28 protein-coding genes are annotated in these 24,876 nt (G+C 64.4%); 8 read left to right on the top strand and 20 right to left on the bottom strand.

Going from position 1 to position 24,876, the window contains the following annotated elements; genetic code table 11:
• Positions 1–90: 90 nt before the first annotated feature.
• From WMO64_RS13520 to WMO64_RS13475, 10 genes are all read right to left on the bottom strand, one after another.
• On the bottom strand, positions 91–1,599 hold the full coding sequence (locus WMO64_RS13520) for a recombinase family protein (RefSeq protein ID WP_349232308.1): 1,509 nt from the start codon (positions 1,597–1,599) through the stop codon (positions 91–93).
• On the bottom strand, positions 1,596–1,727 hold the full coding sequence (locus WMO64_RS13515; protein ID WP_294516331.1) for a hypothetical protein: 132 nt from the start codon (positions 1,725–1,727) through the stop codon (positions 1,596–1,598). The genes WMO64_RS13520 and WMO64_RS13515 overlap by 4 nt, the downstream gene beginning before the upstream one ends.
• The gene (locus tag WMO64_RS13510) at positions 1,694–2,209 is read right to left on the bottom strand and encodes a dipicolinate synthase subunit A N-terminal domain-containing protein (protein WP_349232307.1); all 516 of its coding nucleotides are present in this window, start codon (positions 2,207–2,209) and stop codon (positions 1,694–1,696) included. Before WMO64_RS13510 ends, WMO64_RS13515 begins: the two co-directional genes overlap by 34 nt.
• Before the next feature lie 108 nt (positions 2,210–2,317).
• Positions 2,318–4,066 (bottom strand): sensor histidine kinase, encoded by a 1,749-nt coding sequence (locus WMO64_RS13505; RefSeq protein WP_349232306.1) that lies wholly within the window; start codon positions 4,064–4,066, stop codon positions 2,318–2,320.
• Between the two features lie 70 nt (positions 4,067–4,136).
• Entirely contained in the window at positions 4,137–4,808 is a 672-nt protein-coding gene (locus tag WMO64_RS13500) for a response regulator transcription factor (protein ID WP_294516339.1), read from the bottom strand.
• Positions 4,809–4,839: 31 nt separating this feature from the next.
• Positions 4,840–5,484 carry a phosphate signaling complex protein PhoU gene (gene phoU / locus WMO64_RS13495; RefSeq protein ID WP_294516342.1) on the bottom strand — a complete coding sequence of 215 codons (645 nt, stop codon included), beginning with the start codon at positions 5,482–5,484 and terminating at the stop codon, positions 4,840–4,842.
• Positions 5,485–6,246 carry a phosphate ABC transporter ATP-binding protein PstB gene (gene pstB / locus WMO64_RS13490; RefSeq protein WP_294516344.1) on the bottom strand — a complete coding sequence of 254 codons (762 nt, stop codon included), beginning with the start codon at positions 6,244–6,246 and terminating at the stop codon, positions 5,485–5,487.
• 12 nt (positions 6,247–6,258) lie between these two features.
• Positions 6,259–7,113 (bottom strand): phosphate ABC transporter permease PstA, encoded by an 855-nt coding sequence (gene pstA / locus WMO64_RS13485; protein WP_294516346.1) that lies wholly within the window; start codon positions 7,111–7,113, stop codon positions 6,259–6,261.
• Positions 7,114–7,162: 49 nt separating this feature from the next.
• Positions 7,163–8,017 carry a phosphate ABC transporter permease subunit PstC gene (pstC, locus tag WMO64_RS13480; RefSeq protein WP_294516665.1) on the bottom strand — a complete coding sequence of 285 codons (855 nt, stop codon included), beginning with the start codon at positions 8,015–8,017 and terminating at the stop codon, positions 7,163–7,165.
• 214 nt (positions 8,018–8,231) lie between these two features.
• Positions 8,232–9,140, bottom strand: a complete 909-nt coding sequence (locus WMO64_RS13475) for a phosphate ABC transporter substrate-binding protein (protein ID WP_349232305.1) — start codon at positions 9,138–9,140, stop codon at positions 8,232–8,234.
• Between the two features lie 325 nt (positions 9,141–9,465).
• On the opposite strand from WMO64_RS13475, the gene WMO64_RS13470 reads away from it, so the two are divergent.
• Complete coding sequence (locus tag WMO64_RS13470) at positions 9,466–11,370, top strand: flavocytochrome c (protein ID WP_349232304.1); 1,905 nt, start codon at positions 9,466–9,468, stop codon at positions 11,368–11,370.
• A 277-nt stretch (positions 11,371–11,647) separates the two neighbouring features.
• Here the strand turns inward: WMO64_RS13470 and WMO64_RS13465 are convergent, their stop codons facing one another.
• Positions 11,648–12,298 carry an HAD family hydrolase gene (locus tag WMO64_RS13465; RefSeq protein WP_349232303.1) on the bottom strand — a complete coding sequence of 217 codons (651 nt, stop codon included), beginning with the start codon at positions 12,296–12,298 and terminating at the stop codon, positions 11,648–11,650.
• Positions 12,299–12,312: 14 nt separating this feature from the next.
• Positions 12,313–13,692 carry an RNA polymerase factor sigma-54 gene (gene rpoN / locus WMO64_RS13460; protein ID WP_349232302.1) on the bottom strand — a complete coding sequence of 460 codons (1,380 nt, stop codon included), beginning with the start codon at positions 13,690–13,692 and terminating at the stop codon, positions 12,313–12,315.
• Positions 13,693–14,214: 522 nt separating this feature from the next.
• Here rpoN and thrS point away from each other — a divergent pair.
• From thrS to WMO64_RS13425, 7 genes are all read left to right on the top strand, one after another.
• The gene (gene thrS, locus WMO64_RS13455) at positions 14,215–15,975 is read left to right on the top strand and encodes a threonine--tRNA ligase (protein ID WP_349232301.1); all 1,761 of its coding nucleotides are present in this window, start codon (positions 14,215–14,217) and stop codon (positions 15,973–15,975) included.
• Between the two features lie 140 nt (positions 15,976–16,115).
• Positions 16,116–16,460: a PadR family transcriptional regulator gene (locus tag WMO64_RS13450; protein ID WP_294516361.1), complete on the top strand. Its 345-nt coding sequence runs from the start codon at positions 16,116–16,118 to the stop codon at positions 16,458–16,460.
• A 33-nt stretch (positions 16,461–16,493) separates the two neighbouring features.
• On the top strand, positions 16,494–17,294 hold the full coding sequence (locus tag WMO64_RS13445) for a permease prefix domain 1-containing protein (protein WP_349232300.1): 801 nt from the start codon (positions 16,494–16,496) through the stop codon (positions 17,292–17,294).
• Position 17,295: 1 nt separating this feature from the next.
• Positions 17,296–17,961, top strand: coding sequence for a DUF5044 domain-containing protein (locus WMO64_RS13440; RefSeq protein ID WP_349232299.1), 666 nt, complete (start codon positions 17,296–17,298; stop codon positions 17,959–17,961).
• Between the two features lie 4 nt (positions 17,962–17,965).
• A complete protein-coding gene (locus WMO64_RS13435) occupies positions 17,966–18,763 on the top strand; it encodes a permease prefix domain 1-containing protein (RefSeq protein ID WP_349232298.1) in 798 nt (265 codons plus the stop codon).
• A complete protein-coding gene (locus WMO64_RS13430) occupies positions 18,760–19,476 on the top strand; it encodes a DUF5044 domain-containing protein (RefSeq protein WP_294516365.1) in 717 nt (238 codons plus the stop codon). Before WMO64_RS13435 ends, WMO64_RS13430 begins: the two co-directional genes overlap by 4 nt.
• A gap of 41 nt (positions 19,477–19,517) precedes the next feature.
• The gene (locus WMO64_RS13425) at positions 19,518–20,015 is read left to right on the top strand and encodes an S-layer homology domain-containing protein (protein ID WP_349232297.1); all 498 of its coding nucleotides are present in this window, start codon (positions 19,518–19,520) and stop codon (positions 20,013–20,015) included.
• 43 nt (positions 20,016–20,058) lie between these two features.
• Here the strand turns inward: WMO64_RS13425 and WMO64_RS13420 are convergent, their stop codons facing one another.
• Genes WMO64_RS13420 through WMO64_RS13385 form a run of 8 tightly spaced genes read right to left on the bottom strand, consistent with a single transcriptional unit; the run spans position 20,059 to position 24,869 of the window.
• Entirely contained in the window at positions 20,059–20,505 is a 447-nt protein-coding gene (locus tag WMO64_RS13420; protein ID WP_294516370.1) for a phage holin family protein, read from the bottom strand.
• The gene (locus tag WMO64_RS13415; RefSeq protein WP_349232296.1) at positions 20,502–20,960 is read right to left on the bottom strand and encodes a carbohydrate-binding protein; all 459 of its coding nucleotides are present in this window, start codon (positions 20,958–20,960) and stop codon (positions 20,502–20,504) included. The genes WMO64_RS13420 and WMO64_RS13415 overlap by 4 nt, the downstream gene beginning before the upstream one ends.
• A gap of 11 nt (positions 20,961–20,971) precedes the next feature.
• The gene (locus tag WMO64_RS13410) at positions 20,972–21,538 is read right to left on the bottom strand and encodes a DUF2313 domain-containing protein (protein WP_349232295.1); all 567 of its coding nucleotides are present in this window, start codon (positions 21,536–21,538) and stop codon (positions 20,972–20,974) included.
• Positions 21,535–22,593, bottom strand: a complete 1,059-nt coding sequence (locus tag WMO64_RS13405) for a baseplate J/gp47 family protein (RefSeq protein WP_349232294.1) — start codon at positions 22,591–22,593, stop codon at positions 21,535–21,537. The genes WMO64_RS13410 and WMO64_RS13405 overlap by 4 nt, the downstream gene beginning before the upstream one ends.
• A gap of 7 nt (positions 22,594–22,600) precedes the next feature.
• Complete coding sequence (locus WMO64_RS13400; protein WP_349232293.1) at positions 22,601–22,954, bottom strand: hypothetical protein; 354 nt, start codon at positions 22,952–22,954, stop codon at positions 22,601–22,603.
• Entirely contained in the window at positions 22,951–23,325 is a 375-nt protein-coding gene (locus tag WMO64_RS13395; RefSeq protein ID WP_349232292.1) for a hypothetical protein, read from the bottom strand. The genes WMO64_RS13400 and WMO64_RS13395 overlap by 4 nt, the downstream gene beginning before the upstream one ends.
• A 15-nt stretch (positions 23,326–23,340) precedes the next feature.
• Positions 23,341–24,291: a hypothetical protein gene (locus WMO64_RS13390; protein WP_349232291.1), complete on the bottom strand. Its 951-nt coding sequence runs from the start codon at positions 24,289–24,291 to the stop codon at positions 23,341–23,343.
• Complete coding sequence (locus WMO64_RS13385; protein ID WP_294516385.1) at positions 24,288–24,869, bottom strand: LysM peptidoglycan-binding domain-containing protein; 582 nt, start codon at positions 24,867–24,869, stop codon at positions 24,288–24,290. Before WMO64_RS13385 ends, WMO64_RS13390 begins: the two co-directional genes overlap by 4 nt.
• Positions 24,870–24,876: the final 7 nt, after the last annotated feature.

Below are 24,876 nucleotides of genomic sequence, written 5' to 3'. Positions count from 1 at the left end.
TCTTTCGCTCGGCCGCTCTCTCGCGGAGAGCTTGTCTATATTACCACCCCATCCCCGACTTGTCAACACTTTTCTTCAGATTTCTTCATTTTATTTTTCCCGCCTCTCCCAGCGCTGGAAAACTGTCTTATAGTGTTCCCCTTTCCCCTCCGTGGTATACCAAACGCGGAGTCCTTTTCTCTGCCCCCGAAACCAAAACTCCAGACTGCCGGGGAATACCCTTACCTGCGCCTCCGTCTCCCACAGGATCTCCTCCCACAACTCCCGGGTGATGTCGGGTAAGGGCGGCGCATTGCATTTCTCCGGCTCCTCTGCCCGCTCCTGTTCCGTCTGATATTGCGCCCGCACCGCCGCCAGCTCTGCCGCCGTGATCACGCCGTCCAGATAGCCCTCCAATGCCCGGCGCAGCCGCCGCTCCCCCTCTCTGCGCCGGGATTCTTCCCTGGCTGATGTTTTCCCCTCCTGGGCCCTGATCCTCTCGATCTGTCCGGACAGCTCCGCCAGCTCTGCCGCCGGGTCCGCCCCCAGCTGTTCCAGGGCAAATTGCCCGCAGGCAAAGAGCGCCTTGTCGTTGACCATCCCCATGCCGCAGCTGTTCCGGCAGCCCCAGCTCCTGTACACGGCGCCGTCCTTCCGGCGGCTGGTCCGCGGAACATAAGTTCCGCCGCACCCGCCGCACTTCACCCGGCCGGAGGACCAGTAGCGGGCGGAGTGCCGCTCTCCCCCCTGCCGGACTCCGCGCCTCCGGGCCAGCTCCCGCTGGACGGCCTCCCAGGTCTCCCGGTCCACGATGGCCTGATGGTGGTCTCGGAGATAGATCTGTTCCTCCCTGCCCCGGTTCTCCACCTTCCGGTGGGTCAGGTAGTCCAGGGTGATGTACTTCCTCTGGAGCAGATCTCCCGCGTACTTCTCGTTGCGGAGCATGCGGAGGATGGTGTTCTCCGACCAGCGCTCCGCTTTGGGCGGCGCGATCCCCGCCCGGTCCAGCTCCCGGGCGATGACGTGGGCCCCCTTCCCCTCGGCCAGATATTTATGGTAGATGAGCCTGACCACCTCGGCCTCCGCCGGGCGGACAGTGAGGGCGCCTCCTCTGGTCTCAAAACCGTAGGTGGAGTCGCTGCCAAAGACCACCCCCGCCTCCATCCGGCGGCGCTGGCCCCACTTCACCCGCTGGGAGGTCTTGCGGGACTCCTCCTGGGCCATGCTGGCCATGATGGTAAGGCGCAGTTCCCCGTCGTTGTCCCGGGTGTCGATGTTGTCGCTGAGAAAGACCACCCCTACCCCCATCTCCTTCAGTCTGCGGGTGTATGCCAGGGTGTCCACCGTGTTTCTGGCAAAACGGGAGACCTCCTTGGTGAGAATGAGGCCAAATTTTTTCGCCGCCGCGTCCTCCAGCATTTGCTGAAAGGCAGCCCGGCGGCGGACGCTGGTGCCGGACAGGCCCTCGTCGGCGTACACCTGGGCCAGCCGCCAGCCGGGGTGGTTTTGAATATAAGTATGGAAGTACTCCCGCTGGCTGCGCAGGGAGTTGACCTGGTCCGTCCGGTCGGTGGACACCCGGCAGTAGGCCGCCACCAGCAGCTCGTCTTCCGCTGTCACTGCCTCACCTCCCCCAGCAATTTCTCCGCCTCTGTCCGGGTGATGACGCCCTTCTTGTGCAGATGGCGGATGATTCCCCGGCGTACCAGGCGCTTCAGCTCCGGGTCAATGGAAGTCCGCTCCTCCATGGTCTCGCCCTCCTTCCCCTCTCGGGAGAGCATATGCCCGGACGCCTTAAGAAAGCACCCCGGCGCTGCAAAATACCCCATGCGGCAGGTACCGCGTTGGCTACGGCCAATTCCTCCCGCAGAAAATAGTCCCGGAGCACCAGTCCCCGCTCCTCCGCCAGCACCGCCGCCTCCCGGGACACCCGGCCGCCGCAGATCACCTGCCCGGAGCGGAGGGCGTCCAGCACCTGGGACAGGCTGTGCCTTCCGGCGGACAGCGGCGCGTTCAGCATTCCCGTCTCCCCCTCCACCGGCAGAGGGAGAATCACGCAGTCGGCCAGGGCGGCCTCCCGCAGGGTGGCCGCCTCCCGCACCTGCTCCGGCCGCTCCCCCTGCTCCAGGGCAAAGGTGTGGACGCTGTGCCCGTCGGCAGCCAGCAGGCCGGCCAGCCGGACCTGGCGCATATCCCCGCCGATCACCCAGAAATTCAGTTCTTGTCTCATGGGTCGTTCCTCCATTCACCGCGACTACCTTATCCTATTCTCTCCGCCGGAATGGGTGCAAAAGAGCGCCGCTCCGGGAGAACCGGAGCGGCGCTCTTGGTCGATGATTCAGTTTCCGTTCTTCTCGGCTGCTCTGGGCAGCTTCACGGTAAAGGTGCTGCCCTCGCCCAGAGCACTCTCCAGGGTGACGGTACCGCCGTAGAGCTGGACGATGTGCTTGACGATGGCCAGCCCCAGGCCGGTGCCGCCGTTTTTCCGGGCCCGGCCCTTGTCCACCCGGAAGAAGCGCTCAAAGACCCGCTTCTGGGCGTCCGCTGGGATGCCGATGCCGGTGTCGGCCACCACGGCAGTAACCCAGGCGCTGTCGGCGGACACGGTCACGTTGACGCTGCCGCCCTTCACATTGTACTTCACGCCGTTTTCCATCAGGTTGAGGAGCAGCTCCTTCAGCCGGCTCACCGGAATGGCCGCCATGGCGCTCTCACCGGTGACGGTCAGGGACACCCCCGCCTCCTTGGCGGCGGGCTCCAGAAGGGTCTGGGTCTCCTTGGCGGCGGAGAGCACGTCGCTGGCCTCCTCGCACTGGTCGATGGCCACCGACTCCAGCTCGGAGATCTTCAGGATGTCGTTGATGAGCTCAATGAGCCGGTCCACCTCCACGCCGATCATGGTGAGGAAGCGCTTCCGGTCCTCCTCGCTCTTGACCATGCCGGAGGAGAGCATGTCGGTGAAGCCCTTGATGCTGGTGAGGGGGGTCTTGAGTTCGTGGGACACGTTGGCGGTGAACTCGCTGCGGATGCCCTCGGCCCGCTTGAGCTCGGTCACGTCGGAGATGAGGATGGAGGCGCCCACGGTCTCCCCCTCGTACTGCCGGCCGGTGACCGGGGAGAGGAACATGCGCAGGCTCTTGCCGTCAAAGGCCGGGTCGTCCAGGTCCAGCACCACGGGGGTCTTCTCGGTGCGGACGGTCTTGAGGGCTTCCCGCAGGCGGCGGGAGCGGGTGAGCAGCAGGATGCCGCTGCCGTCGGAGTCGTCGCTCAGGCCGAACAGGCGGCGGGCGGACCGGTTCAGGGTGAGGACATGGCCCTCCTCATCCAGCAGGATGAGGCCCTCGTCCATGCACTCCAGGATCAGGCTGACCTTGTCCCGCTCGGCCCGGATCTCGTCGATGTAGGCGCTCAGGCGCTCCATCAGCTTGTCGATGTATCGCAGCAGGGGCCGGACCTCGTCGTCGGCCTCATAGGCGGCCAGGGCGGCCTTGTCCTCCGCCTCGCCGTCCAGCACGCCCTGGAGGGCGTCGCCCACCACGGTCAGGGGCTTGAGCACCAGGCGGGCCATGCGGCTGGCCATGATGAGGGCCAGCACCAGGGCCACCAGGGCGGCCACCACAAAGCCGCCCACGCTGTCCCACACCAGGCTGTCGATGGAGGAGACGGGCATGGAGGCCCGGCCCACCATGCCGTCGGCAAAGCGCTTGGCCTCGTAGAGCATGGTGGTGCCCACCGTGTCGGAGGACCGGAGGGACTCGCCCCAGCCGGTGGCCGTGGCCTGCTTGAACTCCTCCCGGTCGGCGTGGTTCTCCATGGCGGCCGGGCCGGCCTCGGTGTCGGCCACCACAGTGCCGTCGGTGTCGATGATGGTCAGGCGCTTCTCCGGCGCGGCCTGGCGGAACTGCTCGGTCAGGTCTGCCGGCTCGGTGATGGCGCTCTGGGCGTCCATGAGGACCAGCAGCTCCTGGAGGCTCTGCCGGGCGGCGCTCATCTCCCGCTCCCGCAGCACCCAGATGCCAACGGCGCCGGATACCAGCAGCGCCACCAGGACGGTGATGAGCGTGGCGCAGATCAGTCGTTTTTTCATCAGAATTCCCCCTGTATTCAGAGAACCGGGCGGCATCCGGGGCATTCCCCCGGCACCACCCGGCCGCCGTTCAGTTCATCTTGTATCCCACGCCGCGGACGGTTGTGATGTACTCCTCCCCCAGCTTCTGCCGGAGGGTCTTGACGTGCATGTCCACCGTGCGGGTCTCGCCGGTGTAGTCGTAGTCCCAGACGGACTGGAGGATCTCGTCCCGGGTGAGGGCCACGCCCCGGTGGGTGGCCAGCAGGCGGAGCAGCTCAAACTCCTTGAAGGTCAGGTCCACCTGCTGTCCGCCCCGGCGCACCACACGGGCGGCCGGGTCGATCTCCAGGTCCCCGCAGCGGATGAGGCGGTTCTCCTCTCCCCGGTGGGTGCGGCGGAGCACCGCCTTCACCCGGGCCTGGAGCTCCATGATGCCGAAGGGCTTGACCACATAGTCGTCCGCCCCGGCCTCCAGGCCGTTGACCCGGTCCATCTCGGCGGTGCGGGCGGTGAGGAGGATGACGGGCACGCCCTCCCGGTCCCGGTCGGCCCGGAGCCGGCGGAGGATCTCCAGCCCGTCCATGCCGGGGAGCATGATGTCCAGGATGCACAGCACCGGGCAATCCTTCCCCTGCTCCCCCTCGAACATGGCCTCGCCGGACTCATAGGCCCGGACGTTGTACCCGACGGACTGGAAATAATAGCGGAGCATCTCGCGGATGCTCTCGTCGTCCTCAACAACCAGAATCACCTGGGACATGGAATCACCCCACACAAAATTTGCCGGTTTCTCAGCCGGCCAGCTCGCCGGTCACGCAGTAGATGGCCCACTGGGCGATGTTGACCGCGTGGTCCGCGATCCGCTCCAGGTACTTGGCGATGATGATCAGGTCAATGGCCTGGTCGGCCTCGCTGCGGTTGTTCACGATCAGCTCCACCAGCTCGTGCTTGGTGGCCTGGAACAGGTTGTCCACCTCGTCGTCCAGGTCCACCACCTCACGGGCGGAGGAGGTGTCCCGGTTGGCGTAGGCGAAGATGGCCCGCTTGACCATGACGCCCGCCTTCTGGCTCATGGTGCGGATGTCCTTCATGGCCTGGTTCCTGCCCGGATTGCCCAGCAGGCCGGACAGTTCGGCGATGTTGGCGCACTGGTCGCCGATGCGCTGCAGGTCGGTGACCATCTTCAGGGCGGCGGAGATGGTGCGCAGGTCCCGGGCCACGGGCTGCTGCTGGAGGAGCAGCCGCAGGCAGCGGTTCTCAATGTCCCGCTCCATCTGGTCCATGTGCTTGGTCATCTCCACGGCCCCCTTGGCCGCGTCGTGGTCGGCGGAGGTGAGAGACTGGGTCACCGCGTCGATGACATCCTCCGCCGCGGCGGCCATGTCGATCATCTCCGCGTTGAGCTCCTGGAGCTCCGCGTCAAAGGTCTTTCTCATTTATCCGAACCTCCCGGTGATGTAGTCCTCGGTCCGCTTGTCTCTGGGCATGGAGAAGAGCTGGGTGGTGTCCCCGAACTCGATGAGTTCGCCCATGAGGAAGAAGGCGCACTTGTCCGAGACACGGGTGGCCTGCTGCATGTTGTGGGTGACAATGACGATGGTGTAGTCCTTCTTCAGGTCCCCGATCAGGTCCTCGATCTTGGAGGTGGAGATGGGGTCCAGGGCGGAGGTGGCCTCGTCCATCAGCAGGATATCGGGCTCCACGGCCAGGGCACGGGCGATGCAGATACGCTGCTGCTGGCCGCCGGACAGGGACAGGGCGGACTTCTTCAGCCGGTCTTTCACCTCGTCCCAGATGGCTGCGCCCCGGAGGGACTTCTCCACGATGTCGTCCAGCTTGCTCTTGCTGCGGATGCCGTGGGTGCGGGGGCCGTAGGCGATGTTGTCGTAGATGCTCATGGGGAAGGGGTTGGGCTTCTGGAACACCATGCCGATCTGCTTGCGCAGCCAGGTCACGTCCACGCTGGGGTCGTAGATCTCCTGGTCCCGGTACTTGACGCTGCCGGTGATCTTGATGTTGGGCACCAGATCGTTCATCCGGTCCAGGGTCTTGAGGAAGGTGGATTTGCCGCAGCCGGAGGGCCCGATGAGGGCGGTTACCTGGCGCTCGGGAATGTCGATATTCACACCCTTGAGGGCGTGGTTTTCTCCGTACCACAGGTTCAGGTCCCGGGCGGAGAGGATCGTCGTTTCATCCATAAGGCTCGCTCCTTACTTTTTTCTCAGCTTGCTGCCCACCAGCTTGGCCGCCAGGTTGATGACCAGAGTCAGGATCATCAGGATGGCCGCGATGGCGAAGGCCACATCGATCTCGCCCCGCTCCATGGCGTACATGTAGAGGGATACGGTGAGGGTGGCGCCGCTGCTGCCCATGGCCTTGATAAAGCCGTTGATGGTCAGGCCCATGCCGGCGGTAAAGAGCAGGGCGGCCGACTCGCCCACCACACGGCCGATGGCCAGGATGCAGCCGGTGACGATGCCGTCCACAGAGGAGGGCAGGACGATGGTGCGGATCATGTGCCACTTGCCGGCGCCCAGGCCCAGGGCGCCCTCCCGGTAGGACTGGGGCACGGTCTTCAGGCTCTCCTGGGTGGTGCGGATGATGGTGGGCAGGGTCATGACCACCAGGGTCAGGCCGCCGGCCAGCAGGGAGGTGCCCAGGCCGCAGAACTGCACGAAGAAGAGCATGCCCACCAGGCCGTAGATGATGGAGGGGATGCCGGTGAGGGTCTCGGTGGCGAACTCGATGGCGGAGACCAGCTTCCGGTTCTTGGCGTACTCGGTCAGATACACGGCCGCGCCCACGCCCAGAGGCAGGACGATGATCAGGGTTATAAAGACGATATAGAGGGTGTTGAGAATGTTGGGGAGGATGCCGATGGTGCCCTTGATAGTGCTGGGCTTGGTGGAGAGGAGCTGCCAGGTCACATTGGGCAGGCCCCGGACAAAGATGTAGCCGATGATGCCCACCAGCAGCGCGCAGGTGAGGAAGGCGCACAGGTACAGCAGGAACCGCAGGCCCCTGTCGTAGGCCCGCCGCCGTCCGGAAAGTCGTTTCATTTCCATTTAGTATACCATCCCTTTGGGAAAATTCATAGGTGGAACCGGCGGGCCTTTAATCCTTCCGGTTCTTTTTCAGCAGGCCGTTAAGCGCCACATTGATGAGCATGATGAACACAAAGAGCACCAGCGCGATGGAGAACAGGGCCTGGCGCTGGAGGGAACCCACGGCGGCGTAGGACATCTCGCTGGCCACGGCTGTGGTGAGGAAGCGGACCGACTTGAACAGGCCCGGCATGTTGGCCACGTTGCCGGCCACCATCATGATGGCCATGGCCTCGCCGATGGCGCGGCCGATGCCCAGCACCACGGAGGCGGCGATGCCGCTGGAGGCCGCGGGCACGCTGACCCGGAACACGGTCTCGATGTGGGTGGCGCCCAGGGCCAGTGAGGCCTCCTCGTACTCCCGGGGCACCGCGTTGAGGGCGGTCTCAGAGACGCTGATGATGGAGGGCAGGATCATGACGGCCAGCACGATGATGGCGGCGAACAGGCTGGCGCCGTCAGGCAGGTTGAAGGCCTTGCGCACGGCGGGGACCAGCACGATCATGCCGATGAGGCCGTACACCACGGAGGGGATACCGGCCAGCAGGTCCACGGCGGGCCGGACCACGGCGGCCAGCTTCCTGGGGGCCACCTTGGAGATGAAGATGGCGGTCATCAGACCCACCGGAACGCCCAGCACCACCGCGCCGGCGGTGCCGTAGATGGAGGTGAGGATAAAGGGCAGGATGCCGAACTGGGGGTCCTTGGCGGTGGAGGCCCAGGTCTGGCCGAAGAGGAAGTCCACCAGGCCGATCTTGGCGATGGCGGGCAGGCCGGAGATGATGAGGTAGACGCTGATAAACAGGACAAAGACGATGGCGACAATGCCGCAGAAGAAGAAGACGCCGTTCATCACCAGCTCCATGGCCCGCAGGGGGCTGCGCTGGCCGGGCCGAGGCCCGCGGCCTCTGCCCTCCCGTGTCTTTTTCTCCTGGCGGGGCTTGGACTCCTCCGCGGGGGAGATATGCAGCGTTTCATCCATAGTGGGAAAAAGCTCCTTTCGGGCGGACATTCAGTCAGCCTGAGACGCCTCCGCAGGCTGTGCGGAGGCGCCTCAGGCCAACAAGTCAGGGTTTTAATCAGGCCAGGGGCACCGCGCCGGCACCGGCAATCAGGTCGGCGGCGTCAGCGGAGAGGGCGAAGTCCACGAACGCCTGGGCGGCGTCGGACAGCTCGCTGCTGCTGTTGAACACAAAGTTGAAGTTACGCTGAACCTTGTAGGTACCATCCAGAACGGTCTCCTCGCTGGGAGCCACGCCCTCGACGGAGACGGCCTTCACACCGTCAGCGCCCTCAACGGCGGACAGGGAGGCGTAGCCGAAGGCGTTGGGGTTGCCGGCAACAGCCTGGATGACGGCGCCGGTGGAGGTCAGCTCCTGGGTGTAGACGCAGGCGTCCTCGGTGCCGGTGATGGACTCGAAGCCGTCGCGGGTGCCGGAACCGGCCTCACGGCCGATGAGGACCACGGGGGCGTCATAGCCGTCCACGACCTCGCTCCAGTTGGAGATCTCGCCGGTGGCCAGCTTGGCGATCTGGTCCAGGGTCAGGTCGGCCACGGGGTTCTCGCTGTTGACAATGATGGCGATGCCGTCCAGGGCGAACACGGTGGCGGTCAGGCCCTGGGAGGTCTCCTCCTCCTTCAGGTCACGGCTGGCCAGGCCCACATCGCAGGTGCCCTCCAGCGCAGAGTTGATGCCGGTACCGGAGCCGGTAGGGTCGTAGTTGACCTTCACGTCGGGGTGCATCTCCATAAAGGCCTCAGCCAGAGCCTGGATGGGCTTCTCCACGGAGGTGGAGCCGTTCAGGTTCACAACGCCGGACAGCTCGGTGTTCTCGCTGGGCTGGGTGCTGGTCTGGACATCGGTCTGAGCGCTGGTGGAGGGGGAGGTGCTGGGCTGGTCGCCAGTGGTGTCGCCGGTGCTGCTGCAGCCGGCCATCAGGCCCACGCACATGGCCAGGGCAAGGAAGAGTGCGGAAATCTTTTTCATTTCGTTCATTCTCCAATCGTCTTGTTCATTCTTCATTTCGTGTTGTTCTCTCGAACACGGATTAGTATACCGGGGCTTTGTAAAGTTGTCCCGCAGCCCTTTGTAAAGCCTGTGTAAAGAAAAACTTTTCTTTACTTTTCCCCTTTACATTTTAAATATTTATGGTCTTCTGTCCTTTTTGGCAGGAGGAAATCGAATTAATTGACAGATTAACGACAAAGTTATTGCTTTTTCTCACGTCCTATGGTATAAAGGGATGCCGCCAAAACATCCAGTGTTTTGGTATGGAATATTCCGACATTTTTAAAGAAGGAGAGAATGTGGCATGATCAAAAAAATGAGCGCACTGTTTCTGGCCATCGCGCTTGTCTTCAGCCTGGCCGCCTGCTCCAACGGCACCGCTGACGGCAGCGCCCAGCCCAGCGGCTCTCAGACCGTAACCGAGGGCAAGTTCACCCCTGGCACCTATGAGGGCGAGGGCCAGGGTATGGAGAGCACCATCAAGGTGGCCGTGACCCTGTCCGCCGACCGCATTGAGAAGATCGAGGTGCTGGAGTCCGACGAGACCCCCGCCATCGGCGAGACCGCTCTGGAGTCTCTGCCCCAGGCCGTGGTGGACGCCCAGTCCACCCAGATCGACTCCATCTCCGGCGCCACCATCACCAGCCAGGGCTTCTTTGACGCTGTGAACGCCGCCCTGACTGCCGCCGGTGTGGACCCCGCCTCCCTGACCCCCGTGTCCGGCGGCTCCGACCAGACCGGCGAGGAGCAGACCCTGGACGTTGACGTGGTGGTCGTGGGCGCCGGCGGCGCCGGCATGACCGCCGCCATCACCGCCGCCCAGGCCGGCAAGAGCGTGGTCATCCTGGAGAAGACCTCCATGGTGGGCGGCAACTCCGTCCGCTCCACCGGCGGCATGAACGCCGCCAAGACCGAGTGGCAGGACGCCAACGAGTTCACCGAGGACGCCGGCGTGGAGAAGACCCTGGCCACCGCCGCCGAGACCTACCCCGACCTGGCCGACCTGGTGGCCACCGTTCAGGCCCAGTACGACGCCTACAAGGCCAACCCCACCGGCTACTTTGACAGCGTGGAGCTGTTCATCCTGGACACCATGGTGGGCGGCCAGGACATCAATAACTACGACCTGGTCAAGACCCTGGCTGAGAACTCCGCCCCCGCCATCGAGTGGCTCTCCACCATCGGCGCCGACCTGCACAACGTGGGCTCCTTCGGCGGCGCCAGCGTCAAGCGTATCCACCGCCCTGTGGACGCTGACGGCAAGGTGGTCTCCGTGGGCTCCTACGTGGTGCCCATCCTCCAGCAGGCCTGCGAGGACAACGGCGTGCAGATCATCTACAACGCCCCCGCCACTGAGATCCTGATGGACAACGGCGCCGCTGTGGGCGTCAAGGCCGACGGCTACACCGTCAACGCCAAGAGCGTGGTGCTGGCCACCGGCGGCTTCGGCGCCAACCTGGACATGGTGGCCGAGCTCAAGCCCGAGCTGAAGGGCTTTGTCACCACCAACGCCCCCGGCATCACCGGCGACGGCATCAAGATGGCCGAGGCCGTGGGCGCCGCCACCGTGGACATGGACCAGATCCAGATCCACCCCACTGTCGAGCAGAAGACCTCCGCCCTCATCACCGAGGGTCTCCGCGGCGACGGCGCCATCCTGGTCAACGCCGAGGGCCTGCGGTTCTGCGACGAGGTGGGCACCCGTGACGCCGTGTCCGCCGCCGAGCTGGCCCAGACCGGCGGCTACGCCTGGCTGGTGGTGGACCAGAAGATGGTGGACGCCTCCAGCGTCATCGCCGGGTACATCAAGGCCGGCTACACCGTCCAGGGCGACACCTACGAGGCCCTGGCCGAGGCCATGGGCGTCCCCGCCGACGCCTTTGCCTCCACCATGGAGAAGTGGAACGCCGCTGTGGCTGCCGGCACCGACGCCGAGTTCGGCCGCACCAGCTTTGCCAACCCCCTGGACACCGCTCCCTACTACGCCATCAAGATCGCTCCCGGTGTGCACCACACCATGGGCGGCGTCAAGATCAACACCAGCGCCCAGGTGCTGGACACTGAGGACAACGTGATCCCCGGCCTCTTCGCCGCCGGCGAGGTCACCGGCGGTATCCACGGCGCCAACCGTCTGGGCGGCAACGCTGTGGCCGACTTCATCGTCTTCGGCCGCATCTCCGGCCAGTCCGCCGCCGACTACGCCAAGTAATTTATCCCCCGGATATAACAAAAGGAAGGCCCGGAACCGATCGGTTCCGGGCCTTCCTCTGTTGTTCCCGCTGCTGCGGGGGCAGAACGTCATCTGGTCTCCTGTCCCAGCCTGCCGCTCACGACAAGCAGGATCCCGGCGGCGGCAATCATCAGGGCGATGAGTTCCATAGCCAGTCCTCCTTTCCTTCGCACGCTTCGTTCTGCCTGTATGGTACCGCGATCATTTAAAGAAAGGGTTAAGAAAAGACCTGATTCTCTTAAATTTTCCAGGGGGCTTACAGCCCCAGCCACGCCTTCATGTCCACCATATCCGTGGCCACGTGGTCGCAGGGGTAGGCCTGAAAGGCCGCTGCGGGGGTGACGCCGGTGGTCACAGCGGCAAAGTGGGTCCCCGCCCGCTGGGCGGTCTCAGCGTCCAGCACCGTGTCACCGCAGTAGAGCACCTGGTCTCCGGTCACGCCCAGGGTCTCCATGGCCCGGAGCAGGCCGGTGGGGTCGGGCTTGGGGGCGCGGACCTGGTCGCCGGAGACGGTGAGGGTAAACAGCTCTCGGATATTCAGGGCCTCCAGCACCGCCTGAAGGGCCTCGTTGCGCTTGGAGGTGATGATACCCAGGGGTACCCCCGCCCCGTGCAGGGCCTCCAGCAGATCCCGGGCTCCGGGCAGCAGTTTGGTGGTCCTGGGCTGCATGGGCCGGCACTTCTCCTGGAACAGCCGGACGAACTTCTCCTGCCGCTCCGGGTCGCTGTCGCCGGTGAGCATGGTGTACCCATCCTTGAGCAGATAGCCCACGGTGCTCCGAATGGCCGCCTCGGTGGGCTCAGGGAGCCCCATCTTCTCAAACGCGTGGCGGAACCCGGCCACAATGGACTCGGTGGCGTCCCCCAGGGTGTAGTCAAAATCAAAGAGTACTGCCTTGAACTTCATGTACCATACCATCCTTACACTGTTTTTTCGTACTGCCGGCGGCCTGTGGTGCTGGGGATACCCAGCTCATCCCGGTATTTGGCCACCGTGCGCCGGGAGATAGCGCAGCCCTGTTCCCCCATCAGCTGGCTCAGCTTCTGGTCGGAGAGGGGCCGCGCCTTGTCCTCCTCCTCGATGAGCTTGCGGAGCAGGGCCTTGGCCGCCTCGGGGGAGGCCCCCTCCTCCCCGCCCGTGCTGCCGCCCAGGCCCCGGGAGAAGAAGTAGCTCAGGGGGTACACCCCCATGGAGCACTGGAGATATTTGTCCCGGATGGCCCGGCTGACGGTGGATTCATGGACCTCCAGCCGCTGGGCCACATCGGCCAGGGACATGGGGGTCAGATGGCCCAGACCCTGGCGGAAGAACCGCTCCTGGAGCTCCAGAATGCACTGGGCGCAGGCGAGCAGGGTGCTCCGCCGCTGCTCGATACTCCGCACCACCCATTTGGCCTGCCGGACCTTCCCGGTGAGGTAGTCCTTGACCTCCTGGTCGTCGGTGTCCTTCATCAGCTGCTGGTAGTAGCTGCTCATATGCAGGCTGGGGAAAAAGTAGTCGTTGGCCAGCACCTCAAAGTGGTCTGGGAAGCTGACCACGATGATGTCCGGATTGATGTAGGTCAGGTGCTCCCGGGCGGCAAAGCCGGTGCCCGGCTTGGGGTTCAGGGTCTTGATGAGGGCACAGGCCTCCCGCACCTCCTCGGCGGAGGTCCCCAGCTCCCTGGCGATCAGGCCGAACCGGCTCCGGGCCAGGGCGTCCAGGTGGTCCTCCACGATGCGCAGGGCCAGGGCACAGTCCCCGCCCCGGCGCAGCAGCTGGAGCCGCAGGCACTCGGAGAGGTTCCGGGCCGCCACGCCGGCGGGCTCCAGGCCCTGCACCGCCTCCAGCGCCTGCTCCATGACCGGCTGCGGGCACCCGAAGGCCGCCGCCAGGGCGGGCACGTCGTCGTCCAGCCAGCCGTTCTGATTCAGGCTCTCCACCACGAACACCGCCGCCGCCATCACGTCCGGCTCCAGGGGCAGCATCCGCAGCTGGGAGAGCACATACCGGTACAGGTCCTCCTCCCCGTCCTCCACGCCGCCGTAGTTGGCCATGGGGTCGGCGTCCTCCTCTGTGTCCTGCCGGTGGTACCAGCTGTTCTGTACGTCGGTGGCCTCCAGCCACTCCAGCTTCCGCCGCATCAGGTCGAACTCGTCCCGGCGGTCATATTTCTCATCCACCTCCAGCACCGGATTCTCCTGGGTGGTCTCCTCGATAAACTCCAGCAGCTCCTGAGAGCCCATCTGCAGGATCTCCATGGACTGCATCATCTGGGGCGACAGGGTCTGGGTCTGCTTGAGGTTCATGCTCAGTTCCATGCGCTTCTCTCCGCTCACCGTGGTATTTGTGGAAACTATCCCAAGGGCTGTCTCCACAGATTCTCTTTTTTACATTATAACATATGTTTTTTTCTCCTTCAATTTCAATTCTCTCCTCCGCCCATCTCGGGCGGACAGCGCTCTGTCTTGACGGGACATACTTTTTCTTCCCTTTCCCTCTTGCTTTTCCGCCCCGGCGGCCTTGACAACCATCTTTTCCGGTGATATAGTGTCAGCATCCAAAGTGGCTGTGATGGGGACTGCGCTCTGTACCGCCCCACAGAGAGGAGACGCCGCTGGCTGAAAGCGTCTCCGGCACGCGGGCAGAGCAATACCACCCCTGAGCCGCCCACCGATCCCCTTCCGGGCTAGGCTGGGCCGGGTCCTCCCGTTACAGAGGTCACGAGCGACGGCGTATGCCGTAAGCAGGGTGGAACCGTGGGACCGCTTTCGTCTCACCCCTGGAACCGTTCAGGGGTGGGACTTTTTTGTCCTTACCCCCAATTACAAGGAGGAATTATCATGGCAGAAGAAAACAATCAGTATAGCTTTGACAACCCCGAGTACCGCAAGACCTACTGGCACACCTGCTCTCACATCCTGGCCCAGGCGGTGAAGCGCCTGTACCCCGAGGTGAAGCTGGCCATCGGCCCCTCCATCGACGAGGGCTTCTACTACGACATGGACTCTCCCTTCCCCTTCACCCCTGAGATTCTGGAGAAGATCGAGGCGGAGATGCGGAAGATCTGCAAGGAGAAGCTGAAGCTGGAGCGGTTTGAGCTGCCCCGGGAAGAGGCCGTCAAGTTCATGGAGGAGAAGGGCGAGCCCTACAAGGTGGAGCTCATCAACGACCTGCCCGAGGACGCCCACATCTCCTTCTACAAGCAGGGCGAGTTTACCGACCTGTGCGCCGGTCCCCACCTGGACTCCACCGGCCGTGTGAAGGGCAACGCCATCAAGCTGACCGCCTGCAACGCCGCCTACTGGCGGGGCGACTCCAACCGTGAGACCCTCCAGCGTATCTACGGCATCGCCTTCCCCAAGAAGGAGGAGCTGGACGCCTACCTGCAGCGCATCGAGGAGGCCAAGAAGCGGGACCACCGCAAGCTGGGCAAGGAGCTGGGGCTGTTCATGCTCCGGGACGAGGGCCCCGGCTTCCCCTTCTTCCTGCCCAACGGCATGGTGCTGCGCAACGCCCTGATCGACTACTGGCGTCAGGTCCACAAGAAGTACGGCTACGTGGAGATCTCCACCCCCATGATGCTCAACCGCCAGCTGTGGGAGCGCTCCGGCCACTGGGACCACTACAAGAACAACATGTACACCACCGTCATTGACGGCGAGGACTTTGCCATCAAGCCCATGAACTGCCCCGGCGGCATGCTGGTCTACGCCAGCGAGCCCCACTCTTACCGTGACCTGCCCCTCCGTGTGGGCGAGCTGGGCCTGGTCCACCGTCATGAGCTGTCCGGCGCCCTCCACGGCCTGTTCCGGGTCCGCTGCTTCACCCAGGACGACGCCCACGTCTTCATGACCCGGGACCAGATGAAGGACGTCATCCAGGAGACCGTCCGCCTGTTTGACGAGGTCTACTCCACCTTCGGCCTGACCTACACCATTGAGCTGTCCACCATGCCCGAGGACCACATCGGCACCGTGGAGGAGTGGGAGCGCAACCAGGACATTCTGAAGAACGCCATCACCGACATGGGCAAGGAGTTCGTCATCAACGAGGGCGACGGCGCCTTCTACGGCCCCAAGCTGGACTTCCATCTGGCCGACTCTCTGGGCCGTACCTGGCAGTGCGGCACCATCCAGCTGGACAGCCAGCTGCCCGAACGCTTTGAGCTGGAGTACACCGGCGCTGACGGCGAGAAGCACCGCCCCGTCATGATCCACCGCGTGGTGCTGGGCTCCATCGAGCGGTTCATCGGTGTCATCACCGAGCACTTTGCCGGTGCCTTCCCCGCCTGGCTGGCCCCTGTCCAGGTGTCCGTCCTGCCCATCACCGACCGCACCGCCCAGTACGCCGACGAGGTCAAGGACCTGCTGGAGAAGGCCGGCTTCCGCGTCGAGGTGGACCACCGCAACGAGAAGATCGGCAAGAAGATCCGCGAGGCCCAGCTGAAGAAGATCCCCTATATGCTGGTTCTGGGCGACAAGGAGGCCGAGTCCGTGACCGTGTCCGTCCGCAACCGGGCCGGCGGCGACCAGGGCACCATGACTCTGGACGAGTTCGTGGACATCCTCCGTGAGGAAGTGGATCAGAAGATCATCCGCTGACGCTTTTTCCCGATAAAAAACGGGTGTCGCAGGCTGTTCTGCGACACCCGTTTTTCCTGCCCTTGACATACCTCGGTTATCTAGGTATAGTATACCTAGATAACCGAGGTATATTTTATTATAAGAAAGGAGGCTCCCCTATGAAGCCCGACAAAAGCCTGCTCTCCGGCAGCACCACCCTGCTCATTCTCTCCCTGCTCTCCGGCGGCGATATGTACGGCTACGAGATGATTTCCCAGCTGGAGGCCCGCAGCGATCACACCTTCACCCTCAAGGAGGGCACCCTCTACCCCATTCTCCACGGCCTGGAGAATGAGAAGGCGGTCACCTCCTACGAGAAGGAGGCCCCCTCCGGCCGGAAACGGAAGTACTACCATATCACCAGGAAGGGCCTGCGGCTGCTGGACGAGAAGAAGGCGGAGTGGCAGGTATTTTCCCAGAAGGTCAACGCTATCGTCACCGGTACCGCCGGGGCTATGGCCTGAGTTCCCTCCTTTCCCCACGAAAGGAGGGATACCATGCCGGAACTGCGTACCTTTGAGGATTACTGCATCGCGGTCTGCCGGGAGATCCGCTTCTCCCCGGACCACCATGCCATCGCCGCCGAGCTGACCGACCACCTCCAGGAGCGCATGGAAGCGCTGCTGGAGGCCCACCCCGATATGCCCCCGGAAGAGGCTCAGCAGCAGGCCATAGCCGCCATGGGCGACCCTGCTGCTCTGGGCCACGCGCTGGACGCGGTACATAATCCCCGGCTGGGCTGGTTCCAGATCTGGTTCCGCCGGGCAGTCAAGCTCATGACGGCGGTGGCTCTGCTCGTCGCCCTCTTCCACTTTGAAGTGCTGCCCCCCATGTTTCCTGACGCTTCTCACTCTCTGCGCCAGTTTTACCAGGGTTTTGACGCCACGGTAAACTACCGCCCCAACCTCACCTTCTCCGCCAGAGATTACAACGTCACCGTGGAGGAGGTCATTGTGCTGGAGACCTCGCCCACCCCCACGGTGGTTGCCCTGCTCCGCATTCCCCATACGCCCTGGATCCGGGACGTGGAATTTACCAACTGGCTCTCTGCCAGGGATGATCTGGGCGGCACCTATCTCTCCTGTGAGGAGTATCTCGTCCAACTCAGCAGTTCCTCTATTAATGTTGCTGCTGAACTTCCCCACTGTTACTCAGGCACCACAGACTACACGCCTTTTGTCAACTGGTACACGATAGACGTGCAGCTTCTGAATCCCGCCGCCCGGGAGCTGACCTTCACCTTTGACCGCTTTGGGGAGGAGATCTCCTTTACCCTCCCTCTGAGAGGAGGGGCTTGAGATGAATGACTCCCCTTGTTCCGCTGCCGTGCGCCGCCGGCGTATCATTACCGATGCCCTTCTGCTTCTCTTCTTGTTGGTTCTGCTGGTGGCGTCCCTGAGTTTTCCCATCCCTACAATCGGTGCCGCACTCCGTGCCGCTCAACAAGAGATACTGTTCGGCCCCGGTGAAATTGTGGCCGAGTTCACCCGGGATGAGCTCCCCGAGGACGCTCCCGATTTTGACCGGGGCTATGTCCTCCAGTGGGAGGGCCGGTATGCACTCTTTACCTTTTCCTACTACGACGTCTCCTGGCATCAGTGGGATCGCCCCGTTGTCCTGGAGCCCTCTCCCGATCTCCCCCTGACTGCCGCCGCAAGGTCATCTCCCCAATATGTCCTCATTTACAGCCAGACTGATTCCATCACCAGGGTGGAGGCCGTCCATCCCTGCCTTGATTCCGATCTCAGGGATATTCAGCCCCTGATCACGTCGCCCGCTCTGGCGCTGGGCAACCAGCTCTTTTTCCTGCCCCTGGCCCAGTCGCTTTCGGGCACCCCCGTGGTTCTGGATGCTGTCCAGCTCCGGGGCTATGATGCCTCCGGCGCTCTGGTCTACGAGAGCCCCGTCCCCAGCATCTGGTCTGAGCGGTACGGCATAACCCTATCCGATTCCGAAGGGAGGTAATCCCATGGCCTGGGACCCTATTCGTCAATACTGCGACCGGGTGTGCCGCTATATCCGCTTCCGCCCGGCCCGGGAACAGATTTATGAGGAGCTGCTGGGCCACATGGAGGACCACGCCCAGGCCCTCCAGGACGGGGGCATGGACCCCCGGCAGGCCCGTCAGGAGGCGGCCGCCGCCATGGGCGACGCCGACCAGCTGGGTGCCGACCTGGACAGGCTCCACAGTCCCTGGTATCCCCGCCTCACCCGGGTGTTCTGTGTTCTGGCGCTCCTGATTTTATGTGCCGGATTCTTTACCGCCCAGGACGGGGTCATGGCAGGCAAGACCTGGGCGCCCTTTTCCGACCCCCAGGATCTGGTTTTGGCCGATGTGGAACGGCTCTATCCGAACAGTACCATTTTGGCCTCCGGCGCCGCCCTGGGCGGCGGACAAATCAGCTCCTATTTCTTCTCCGACACCGGCGCCGCCCTGCTCTACCGGATTGACGCCGACGTGGACGGCATTCCCCTGGCGGAGCCGGAATACCGTCTGGAGCTGGTGGTCTCCGCCCTGTGTCCCGCCTTCTGGCTCTCCCCGCTGGACGCCGAGTATCTTCCTGTCTCTCTCAATGGAGATGATGGCCCGCTCTCTGACCCTCCACGCCTCTCCGCCCGCTCGGAGCGGGGGCTGTTCCGCCAATTTTATAGCATTTCCGTGTACTTCTCCCAGCCCGTCTCCCCACCTCAGACCTTTACCATTGAGTTTGGGGATGACCACCAGCTGGTCTACCAGTTCACCGCCCAGGAGGTGACCGAGCCGTGAAGCTGCCCACACCTTCCCGAAGAGTCCGTCTGGTCCTCAGTATTCTGTTTCTGCTGTTTTCTCTGGTGTTCTACTGGTGGGCGTCCGGTTCTCCCATGCCCACGCCCGGTCTGGCTCATCGGGCCGCCCTGCTGTCCTACGGTCTCAACCCCGGCCCGGTGGTGGCCCAGGGTACCATCCATTTTCAGGAGATCACTCCCTCTCCGTACGATGACGGAGAGGGGAGCCACTGGCTGGTCAGCCGCCAGGGGGACGGCTGGGCGGTGACCAGCCATTCCAGGGCCGGCCTCTTCTGGTCTCAGCCCAAATTTCCTGTTTATCTTCTCACGCCTTCTGAGGATGCTCCTCTGGTGGTGGTCCATCTCCAGTACGCCAGCGCCTACCTGCTGGATGAAAGCATTGGCGAAAATCCCTTTGACAACGGCGACTGGTACTGGGAATGGGTCTCGCTTGCCGTGTGTACATTGCCCGACGTGGCCCGTATTGAGCTCTATCAGGGCTGGTACAACTTCAGCGAATCGGGCGGTCTTTCCCCCCGGGACTGGCTGCTGGAATACGGCAGCGCCGCCGACTGCACCCGGCTCTCGCCGGACAGCCCCTTCTGGCTGTGCCAGCAGGTGTGGAATCCCGGTGAAGGCGCTTCCTCCACCCTGGCCCGTGCCTATGACGCCCAGGGCGATCTCCTCTGCGAGTGGTGCTCTTACGACGGATAATTTATCCATTTTATGGTATCTTCTCCCCAGGAGGTGATACCGTGAGGCGTCTCTTTGCTCTTGTGCTCTCCCTCGCCCTGCTCTGTCCCGCCTGTTGGGCCGCTTCCGGCCCCGTCACCCGGGGCGAGTTTACCGTTGTCCTGTGGGAGGCCTTCGGCGGCGTACCCTACGAGGACACCGGCGTGTTTTACGACGTCACCCACAACCGTTCCGATACCGCTGCCATCTGCTGGGCGGCTGATATGGGCTTTTTGCTGGGCACTGGCTGGGGCCGCTTTGACCCCGACCGGCCCATCACCCGGGAGGAGGCCGCCGTGGTGCTCCGCCGTGTGGGCAACTTTCTGGGCTTTGATACCCGCACCTTCGGCAATTTAGCGGAATGCAACGACTTTGACGGCATCTCCCCCTGGGCGGACGACTCCCTCTACTGGGCCACGGACACCGGCTTAATTCTCTGGGCGGAGGGCGGCCTGATGGCACCCCAGGACACCCTGACCGCCGAAGAGGTCACCGGCATCTTCACCCGTTTCTTTCACTGATGCAGCGACGCCCCGACCGTGTATCTTCACGGCCGGGGTCTTTTTACTGCTCCGACTCCCCCTGGTCGCCTTTTTCCAGCAGCACTTCCAGGGCGTTTTTCAGGAAGGCGGGGTAAGGCACCCCCATCAGGCCCAGATTCTCCAGGATGGACAGCCCCTCATTGCCGATGAAGAAGATCAGCACCGCCATCCGGGCGTACTGGCCGCTGCCGGTAAGGGCGTCCAGCCGAACGGCCAGCAGCACCAGAACCAGCTCCGCCCCTTTCTTGCACAGGCCCCGGAATCCGGCGCCGCTGTCCAGGCGCCCGCCCTCGCTCTTGTCCGAGCGCTTGAACACCGCCGCCACCACCACGCCGGAGATACAGTCCACCGCCATGAGCACCAGCAGGGTCTGGAGGGCGATGTCCCAACCGCCCAGCCACCCGGTGAGCATACTTCCCGCCGCTGCCACCGCCGCCAGAATACCGAATTTCACATCGCCCCAGTTCACTCCGCCACCTCGGTCCAGCCGTAGACGCCGGGGGCCCATACGTTGTTGTCCACCGTGCTCTCGTAGACCTTGCCCTCGTACTTCACCCGGCCGCCGGTGTGGTAGGCGTCCTCGGAGCCCAGAGGCTGCCGCCACTCGGGGATCGCGTCCGGTTCCTCCGCCGTCACACCCAGGGGCGTATATAAAGCCGGGGTCTGGTCCATGGGCCAGTCGGCCTGGGCCGTGTGGTCCTGAACTACCCGGTACAGACTTCCTACCTCGTCAGAGATCCGCGCCCCCATCTGGTAGGCTGTCCCCGGCGTCCACTGGGGGAAGAGTACCCCAACCTTGGCCGCCGCATCGTCCTCCAGCCCCATAGCCGCCTGCCGGGCCATGGCCACCGCCGCCTCCTGTAGCAGGTCGCTCCGCTCCTTCTGGTAGCGCACCACACCCTGCCGCACTTGAATCCGTCTCATGCTTCTCCCCCTCAGGTCACCAGTTTTTCGATCTCGCTCCAGGTCAAATCCAGCTGCTCCAGGTCTCCCCAGGTGGCGAACCGTTCCTCCAGCATCCCCCAGTTTACGTACCAGTACACATACTCCACCGCCAGGTGGCAGGGCAGGATGTCCTCGATGATGGCCCGCATGGCCTCAAAGCCGTCGGGGATGCCGGGCACATCGGGGAAGCGCACCTCCACCGTGCCCGGCGTTCCAGTCTCACTGGCCACCGCGTTGATGCCGCACCCGGCCAGATTGTCGTTGATGGCCGACAGGGTGAAGCTGTCCCCGCCGATGCGGAGGAGGGCGGCCAGGGCGGCCCGCCGCCCCTCCGCCGTCTCAGCCACCGGCCTGCGGCTGAGCAGGCCCTCAATAGCCTCCAGGCCCATATCCTCCGCCGTGGTGAGCAGCATCTCCCGCTGGAGGTTGTCCAGGGTCCCGGCCACGCCGTCCAGGGCCTGGCCCTGGGCCTCCAGCTCGCCGCCGTTGATGGTGCCCTCCAGTTGGTAGACCCCCAGGGGCCGCAGCAATTCCTTCAGATACTCCCCGCAGCTCATACCTTCATCTCCGTCACGCTCAGGCTCCCCAGTCTGGGCAGTTCATCCTGTTCCACGGCCACATCTGCCGCCGGTGCGGTCAGGTCGTAGTTTGCCACGCCCTCCACGCCGAAAATCACCGCTCCCAGTTTGGCCCGCAGCACGTCCTGCCCCAGCAGCCCGCCGTTGAACCAGCTCCCCAGGGCCTGCTCCACCGCTGTCCGCACACCGGCGGCGTCGCTGCCCTCTCTTGCGGACACCGCCACCGACATGTCCACCGTCTTCTCCCTGGGCGCCCGCACCTGTACGTCCACGGCGATCTCCCGCCGCTCCTGGAAGTAGGCGGTCAGCCGCTCCAGCAGGTCCTCGTCCGGGCTGCCCGCCGCCGTGGCCACCACCACGTCCACGGTGCCAATGCCCCGGTTTCTGGGCAGCACCGCCGCGGCAGCCACCTCCGGGAAGGACAGGGCCCCCTGTTCATAGAAGGCGGCGTTGGCCCCGTTGGGCAGCCGCCGGAAGGTCTCCAGCACCCGGACCCGCAGGGTCTCGTCGTCCTCCCGGTCGGTGCCGCCGGCAAAGCCCTCCGGGTTAGAGCACCGGCTCACCCCCACCGGGGCCACCGCCATGGTCAGGATGGTCCCCGCCGCCGCGTTTCCCGCCGTTCCGGGCTCCACTGCCTGGGCAGCCGCGTCAACGTACAGGCTCCCCGATCGGAGCACCGCCGCCGCCGTTGTCTCAAAGCGCACCAGCCCTGCCGTCATGCACACTGTGCCCGCCGGGATGGTCAAATCGGTGCCGCCCGCCTGGTCCACGTAGAAGCGGATGGTTCCCATTGCCCGGGCCGCCTCTTTCCGCTCCAGGCCCCGCAGAAAGGCGTGCTGGTCCAGGTGCTCCCCCGATGCCGTCTGGGGGAAGCACTGCCGCGCCGTCCAGTCTGCCTGGACGTACAGGGCGTAGACCTGGGCGGCCACCGCGTAGAGGCGCACCGCCATATCCCCGTCCTGTCCCGCCGTCTGGCCCGTGGCCCCGGCAAAGGCCGCCGCCAGCTCGCCGTATATCTCGTCCACTGTTTTCATTTCGCCGTCACTCCTTCAGGGCCAGGCCCGCCGTCATAGGGGCGCCCTCATAGGTCAGCTCCACCTTCAGCAGGCCCATTCCGTGCTCCTCTGTCAGCTCCACGCCGGTGACCTCCAGTCCGTCCTCTCCCTCCAGGGCCTCCTGGACGTACTGTCTGGCCATGGCCAGCCGGTTCCCCGGCTTTTCCCGGGGCAGGAGGTAGAGCCTGCTGCCCAGTTCAGGCAGGAAGGGAAAGCTGCCCCGCCGCACAGTGAGCTTCCACAGCACCCGCTGCAAAATGGCGTCGTTTCCCTCCGCCCGGGCCAGCCCGCCCGTCCCGTCGGGCACATAGTCCCCGTCCCGTATCATCAGTTCCGTCATACTTCCCCGCCTCTGTTCCGCATATCCTCCAGGGGCACGCCGTTGATGCGTACCTGTCCCATCAGCTCCACCGTGCCGTCGTTCCCCAGCTTAATGGCCGCGTCCCCCTGGCCCGCATGGATGAGCACCTCGCCGGGGGCCAGGTCGCCGCAGCAGCGCACGCCCACCGCGCAGGTCTTTTCCCCCTCCTGCTTGAGCACCAGCACCTCTTCCCCCACGGCGGGCCGCCAGGCGTAGCCCCCGGGGGCAAAGACCGCCAGCGTCCGCCGCTCCGCATCCAGATAGACGCCCGCCGGGTCACCGCTCAGGGTGGTCTGTCCCACCATGGCCTCGCCGTACTGTCTGCCTCTCTTCCGCTCAGAAAGCCACACGGGCCTCCCCCTCTCTCAAACTGTGATCTCCCGCTCGCCCAGCTCCAGGGTGGTGCGGAGTCCCTGTCCGTCTCCCCTGTGCTCAGTGGACAGCACCCGCCACACGCCGGACAGACTGTACCGCGCCAGATTCAGTTCCACCAGGTCCCCGGGCCAGGCGGCCACCCGGCCCGCCAATGTCAGCTCCAGCCGCAGCCGCTCCGCGGCGGACTGCTCCAGCTGGAACCGGCCGCTGTACCGCATGGCCTGGTAGCTGCTTTTGCCCGGCATGGTGAGCACCCGCCGGCACATGCCGCCCCTGTCCAGGACGGACTGGTTGACCACCCGCTGCACGCTCTGGGTGGTCCTGTCCCGCACCAGCACCTCGGAGAGCACGCCGTAGCGCTTTTCCGTCCACCGGACCTCCTCCACGGCGGCGCTGTCGTCCAGGCGCAGGCGTTTTCCGTCCTGCCAGGAGGTCAGGTGGAGGATGCCGAACCGGTCGAAACGGGGCTCCACTCCGCCGTAGTAGCGTGCGAAGTTGTAGAGCACCTGCCACTCGCTGCTGCCGCTCTCCACCGAGAAGCCGGGCACCGCCGGCAGGCTGGCCCCCTCCGCCGTCTGGATTCCGTAGGGGGCCACATGGTCCCGCAGGATATCCTCCAGTGTGGCGGTCTGGTAGTCGGCGGGCTGGGCCTCGTTGTCCAGCAGCCGCCCGGCCATGCCCCGGCCGGAGATGAGCAAGGTGCTGCCGCCGCTGCCGCAGCTCCACTCGTACTCGTCCACCACACCGCGGAACACGGTCTCGCCGTCCTCTTCAGCCGTAAACTCCACCGCGTCGGACAATGCGCCGTCCAGCTTCTCTCCCCAGGGACAGCGCACCTCAAAGCTGTCGCAGGGGGTGCCGGTGCCGTAATTCAGCGTCCACGCCAGCAGCGTGGGCAGTGCGTATTTCTTCCCATCGTATCCAATGAGTCTTCCCGTCACTTCACCCGCACCTGCTCTCCGGGGTAGATGAGGTTGGGATTTTTGAGCTGGGGGTTGAGATTTACCAGGGCTTCCACCGTGGTTCCGTAGCGCAGGGAGATGCTCCACAGGGTCTCTCCCGCGGTCACCGTATGGTAGGCCGCCCCGCTCCCCGCGCTGCTGCTGCCCGTATTGCCGGTGCCGCCCGTCTCACCCACAATCTCCCGCAGGCCCTCCTGATAGCCGTCGTAGCACTCCCAGAACTCAAAGGCGTAGCTGACGTAATCGGCTCTGGGCTCCTGCTTCAGGGAGAGGGCGGCGAAGTAGGCCTTGGCCGACTGCCACACCGGGTGGACCAGCAGCCCGGGCCCCTCGCCGTAGAAGACAGACGCCAGCTTTTTAAACTCGTCATAGGCCCCCTGGCCCACGAACTCCCCCTCGCCCTTCATGACCCGCCGGGTCGGCCCCATATCCTGGAGGCAGTACCGGCCGAAGGGCACCTTCCGGGCCGCGATCTCCCGCCGGTATTCAATGGTGTACACTCTGGGATTGTGGGGCCACACATAATTTTTGTACCGCATTGCAGCCAGTCTGCCCATGTCCATC

It is taken from the genome of Pseudoflavonifractor intestinihominis, from assembly GCF_040096055.1.
GTDB classification, from domain to species: Bacteria; Bacillota; Clostridia; order Oscillospirales; family Oscillospiraceae; genus Pseudoflavonifractor; species Pseudoflavonifractor intestinihominis.
This window is presented reverse-complemented; position numbering and strand designations above follow the sequence as displayed.

Coding starts and splice junctions, on each gene's coding strand:
- WMO64_RS13500 (WP_294516339.1), bottom strand. CDS start 4,808: ATGTCCCAGGTGATTCTGGTTGTTGAGGACGACGAGAGCATCCGCGAG.
- WMO64_RS13435 (WP_349232298.1), top strand. CDS start 17,966: ATGGCCTGGGACCCTATTCGTCAATACTGCGACCGGGTGTGCCGCTAT.
- rpoN (WP_349232302.1), bottom strand. CDS start 13,692: ATGGAACTGAGCATGAACCTCAAGCAGACCCAGACCCTGTCGCCCCAG.
- WMO64_RS13505 (WP_349232306.1), bottom strand. CDS start 4,066: ATGAAAAAACGACTGATCTGCGCCACGCTCATCACCGTCCTGGTGGCG.
- pstB (WP_294516344.1), bottom strand. CDS start 6,246: ATGGATGAAACGACGATCCTCTCCGCCCGGGACCTGAACCTGTGGTAC.
- WMO64_RS13415 (WP_349232296.1), bottom strand. CDS start 20,960: ATGAGACGGATTCAAGTGCGGCAGGGTGTGGTGCGCTACCAGAAGGAG.
- pstA (WP_294516346.1), bottom strand. CDS start 7,113: ATGGAAATGAAACGACTTTCCGGACGGCGGCGGGCCTACGACAGGGGC.
- WMO64_RS13515 (WP_294516331.1), bottom strand. CDS start 1,727: ATGGAGGAGCGGACTTCCATTGACCCGGAGCTGAAGCGCCTGGTACGC.
- WMO64_RS13450 (WP_294516361.1), top strand. CDS start 16,116: ATGAAGCCCGACAAAAGCCTGCTCTCCGGCAGCACCACCCTGCTCATT.
- WMO64_RS13400 (WP_349232293.1), bottom strand. CDS start 22,954: ATGACGGAACTGATGATACGGGACGGGGACTATGTGCCCGACGGGACG.
- WMO64_RS13475 (WP_349232305.1), bottom strand. CDS start 9,140: ATGAAAAAGATTTCCGCACTCTTCCTTGCCCTGGCCATGTGCGTGGGC.
- pstC (WP_294516665.1), bottom strand. CDS start 8,017: ATGGAGCTGGTGATGAACGGCGTCTTCTTCTTCTGCGGCATTGTCGCC.
- WMO64_RS13410 (WP_349232295.1), bottom strand. CDS start 21,538: ATGAGCTGCGGGGAGTATCTGAAGGAATTGCTGCGGCCCCTGGGGGTC.
- WMO64_RS13440 (WP_349232299.1), top strand. CDS start 17,296: ATGAATGACTCCCCTTGTTCCGCTGCCGTGCGCCGCCGGCGTATCATT.
- thrS (WP_349232301.1), top strand. CDS start 14,215: ATGGCAGAAGAAAACAATCAGTATAGCTTTGACAACCCCGAGTACCGC.
- WMO64_RS13465 (WP_349232303.1), bottom strand. CDS start 12,298: ATGAAGTTCAAGGCAGTACTCTTTGATTTTGACTACACCCTGGGGGAC.
- WMO64_RS13385 (WP_294516385.1), bottom strand. CDS start 24,869: ATGGGCAGACTGGCTGCAATGCGGTACAAAAATTATGTGTGGCCCCAC.
- WMO64_RS13510 (WP_349232307.1), bottom strand. CDS start 2,209: ATGAGACAAGAACTGAATTTCTGGGTGATCGGCGGGGATATGCGCCAG.
- phoU (WP_294516342.1), bottom strand. CDS start 5,484: ATGAGAAAGACCTTTGACGCGGAGCTCCAGGAGCTCAACGCGGAGATG.
- WMO64_RS13405 (WP_349232294.1), bottom strand. CDS start 22,593: ATGAAAACAGTGGACGAGATATACGGCGAGCTGGCGGCGGCCTTTGCC.
- WMO64_RS13470 (WP_349232304.1), top strand. CDS start 9,466: ATGATCAAAAAAATGAGCGCACTGTTTCTGGCCATCGCGCTTGTCTTC.
- WMO64_RS13445 (WP_349232300.1), top strand. CDS start 16,494: ATGCCGGAACTGCGTACCTTTGAGGATTACTGCATCGCGGTCTGCCGG.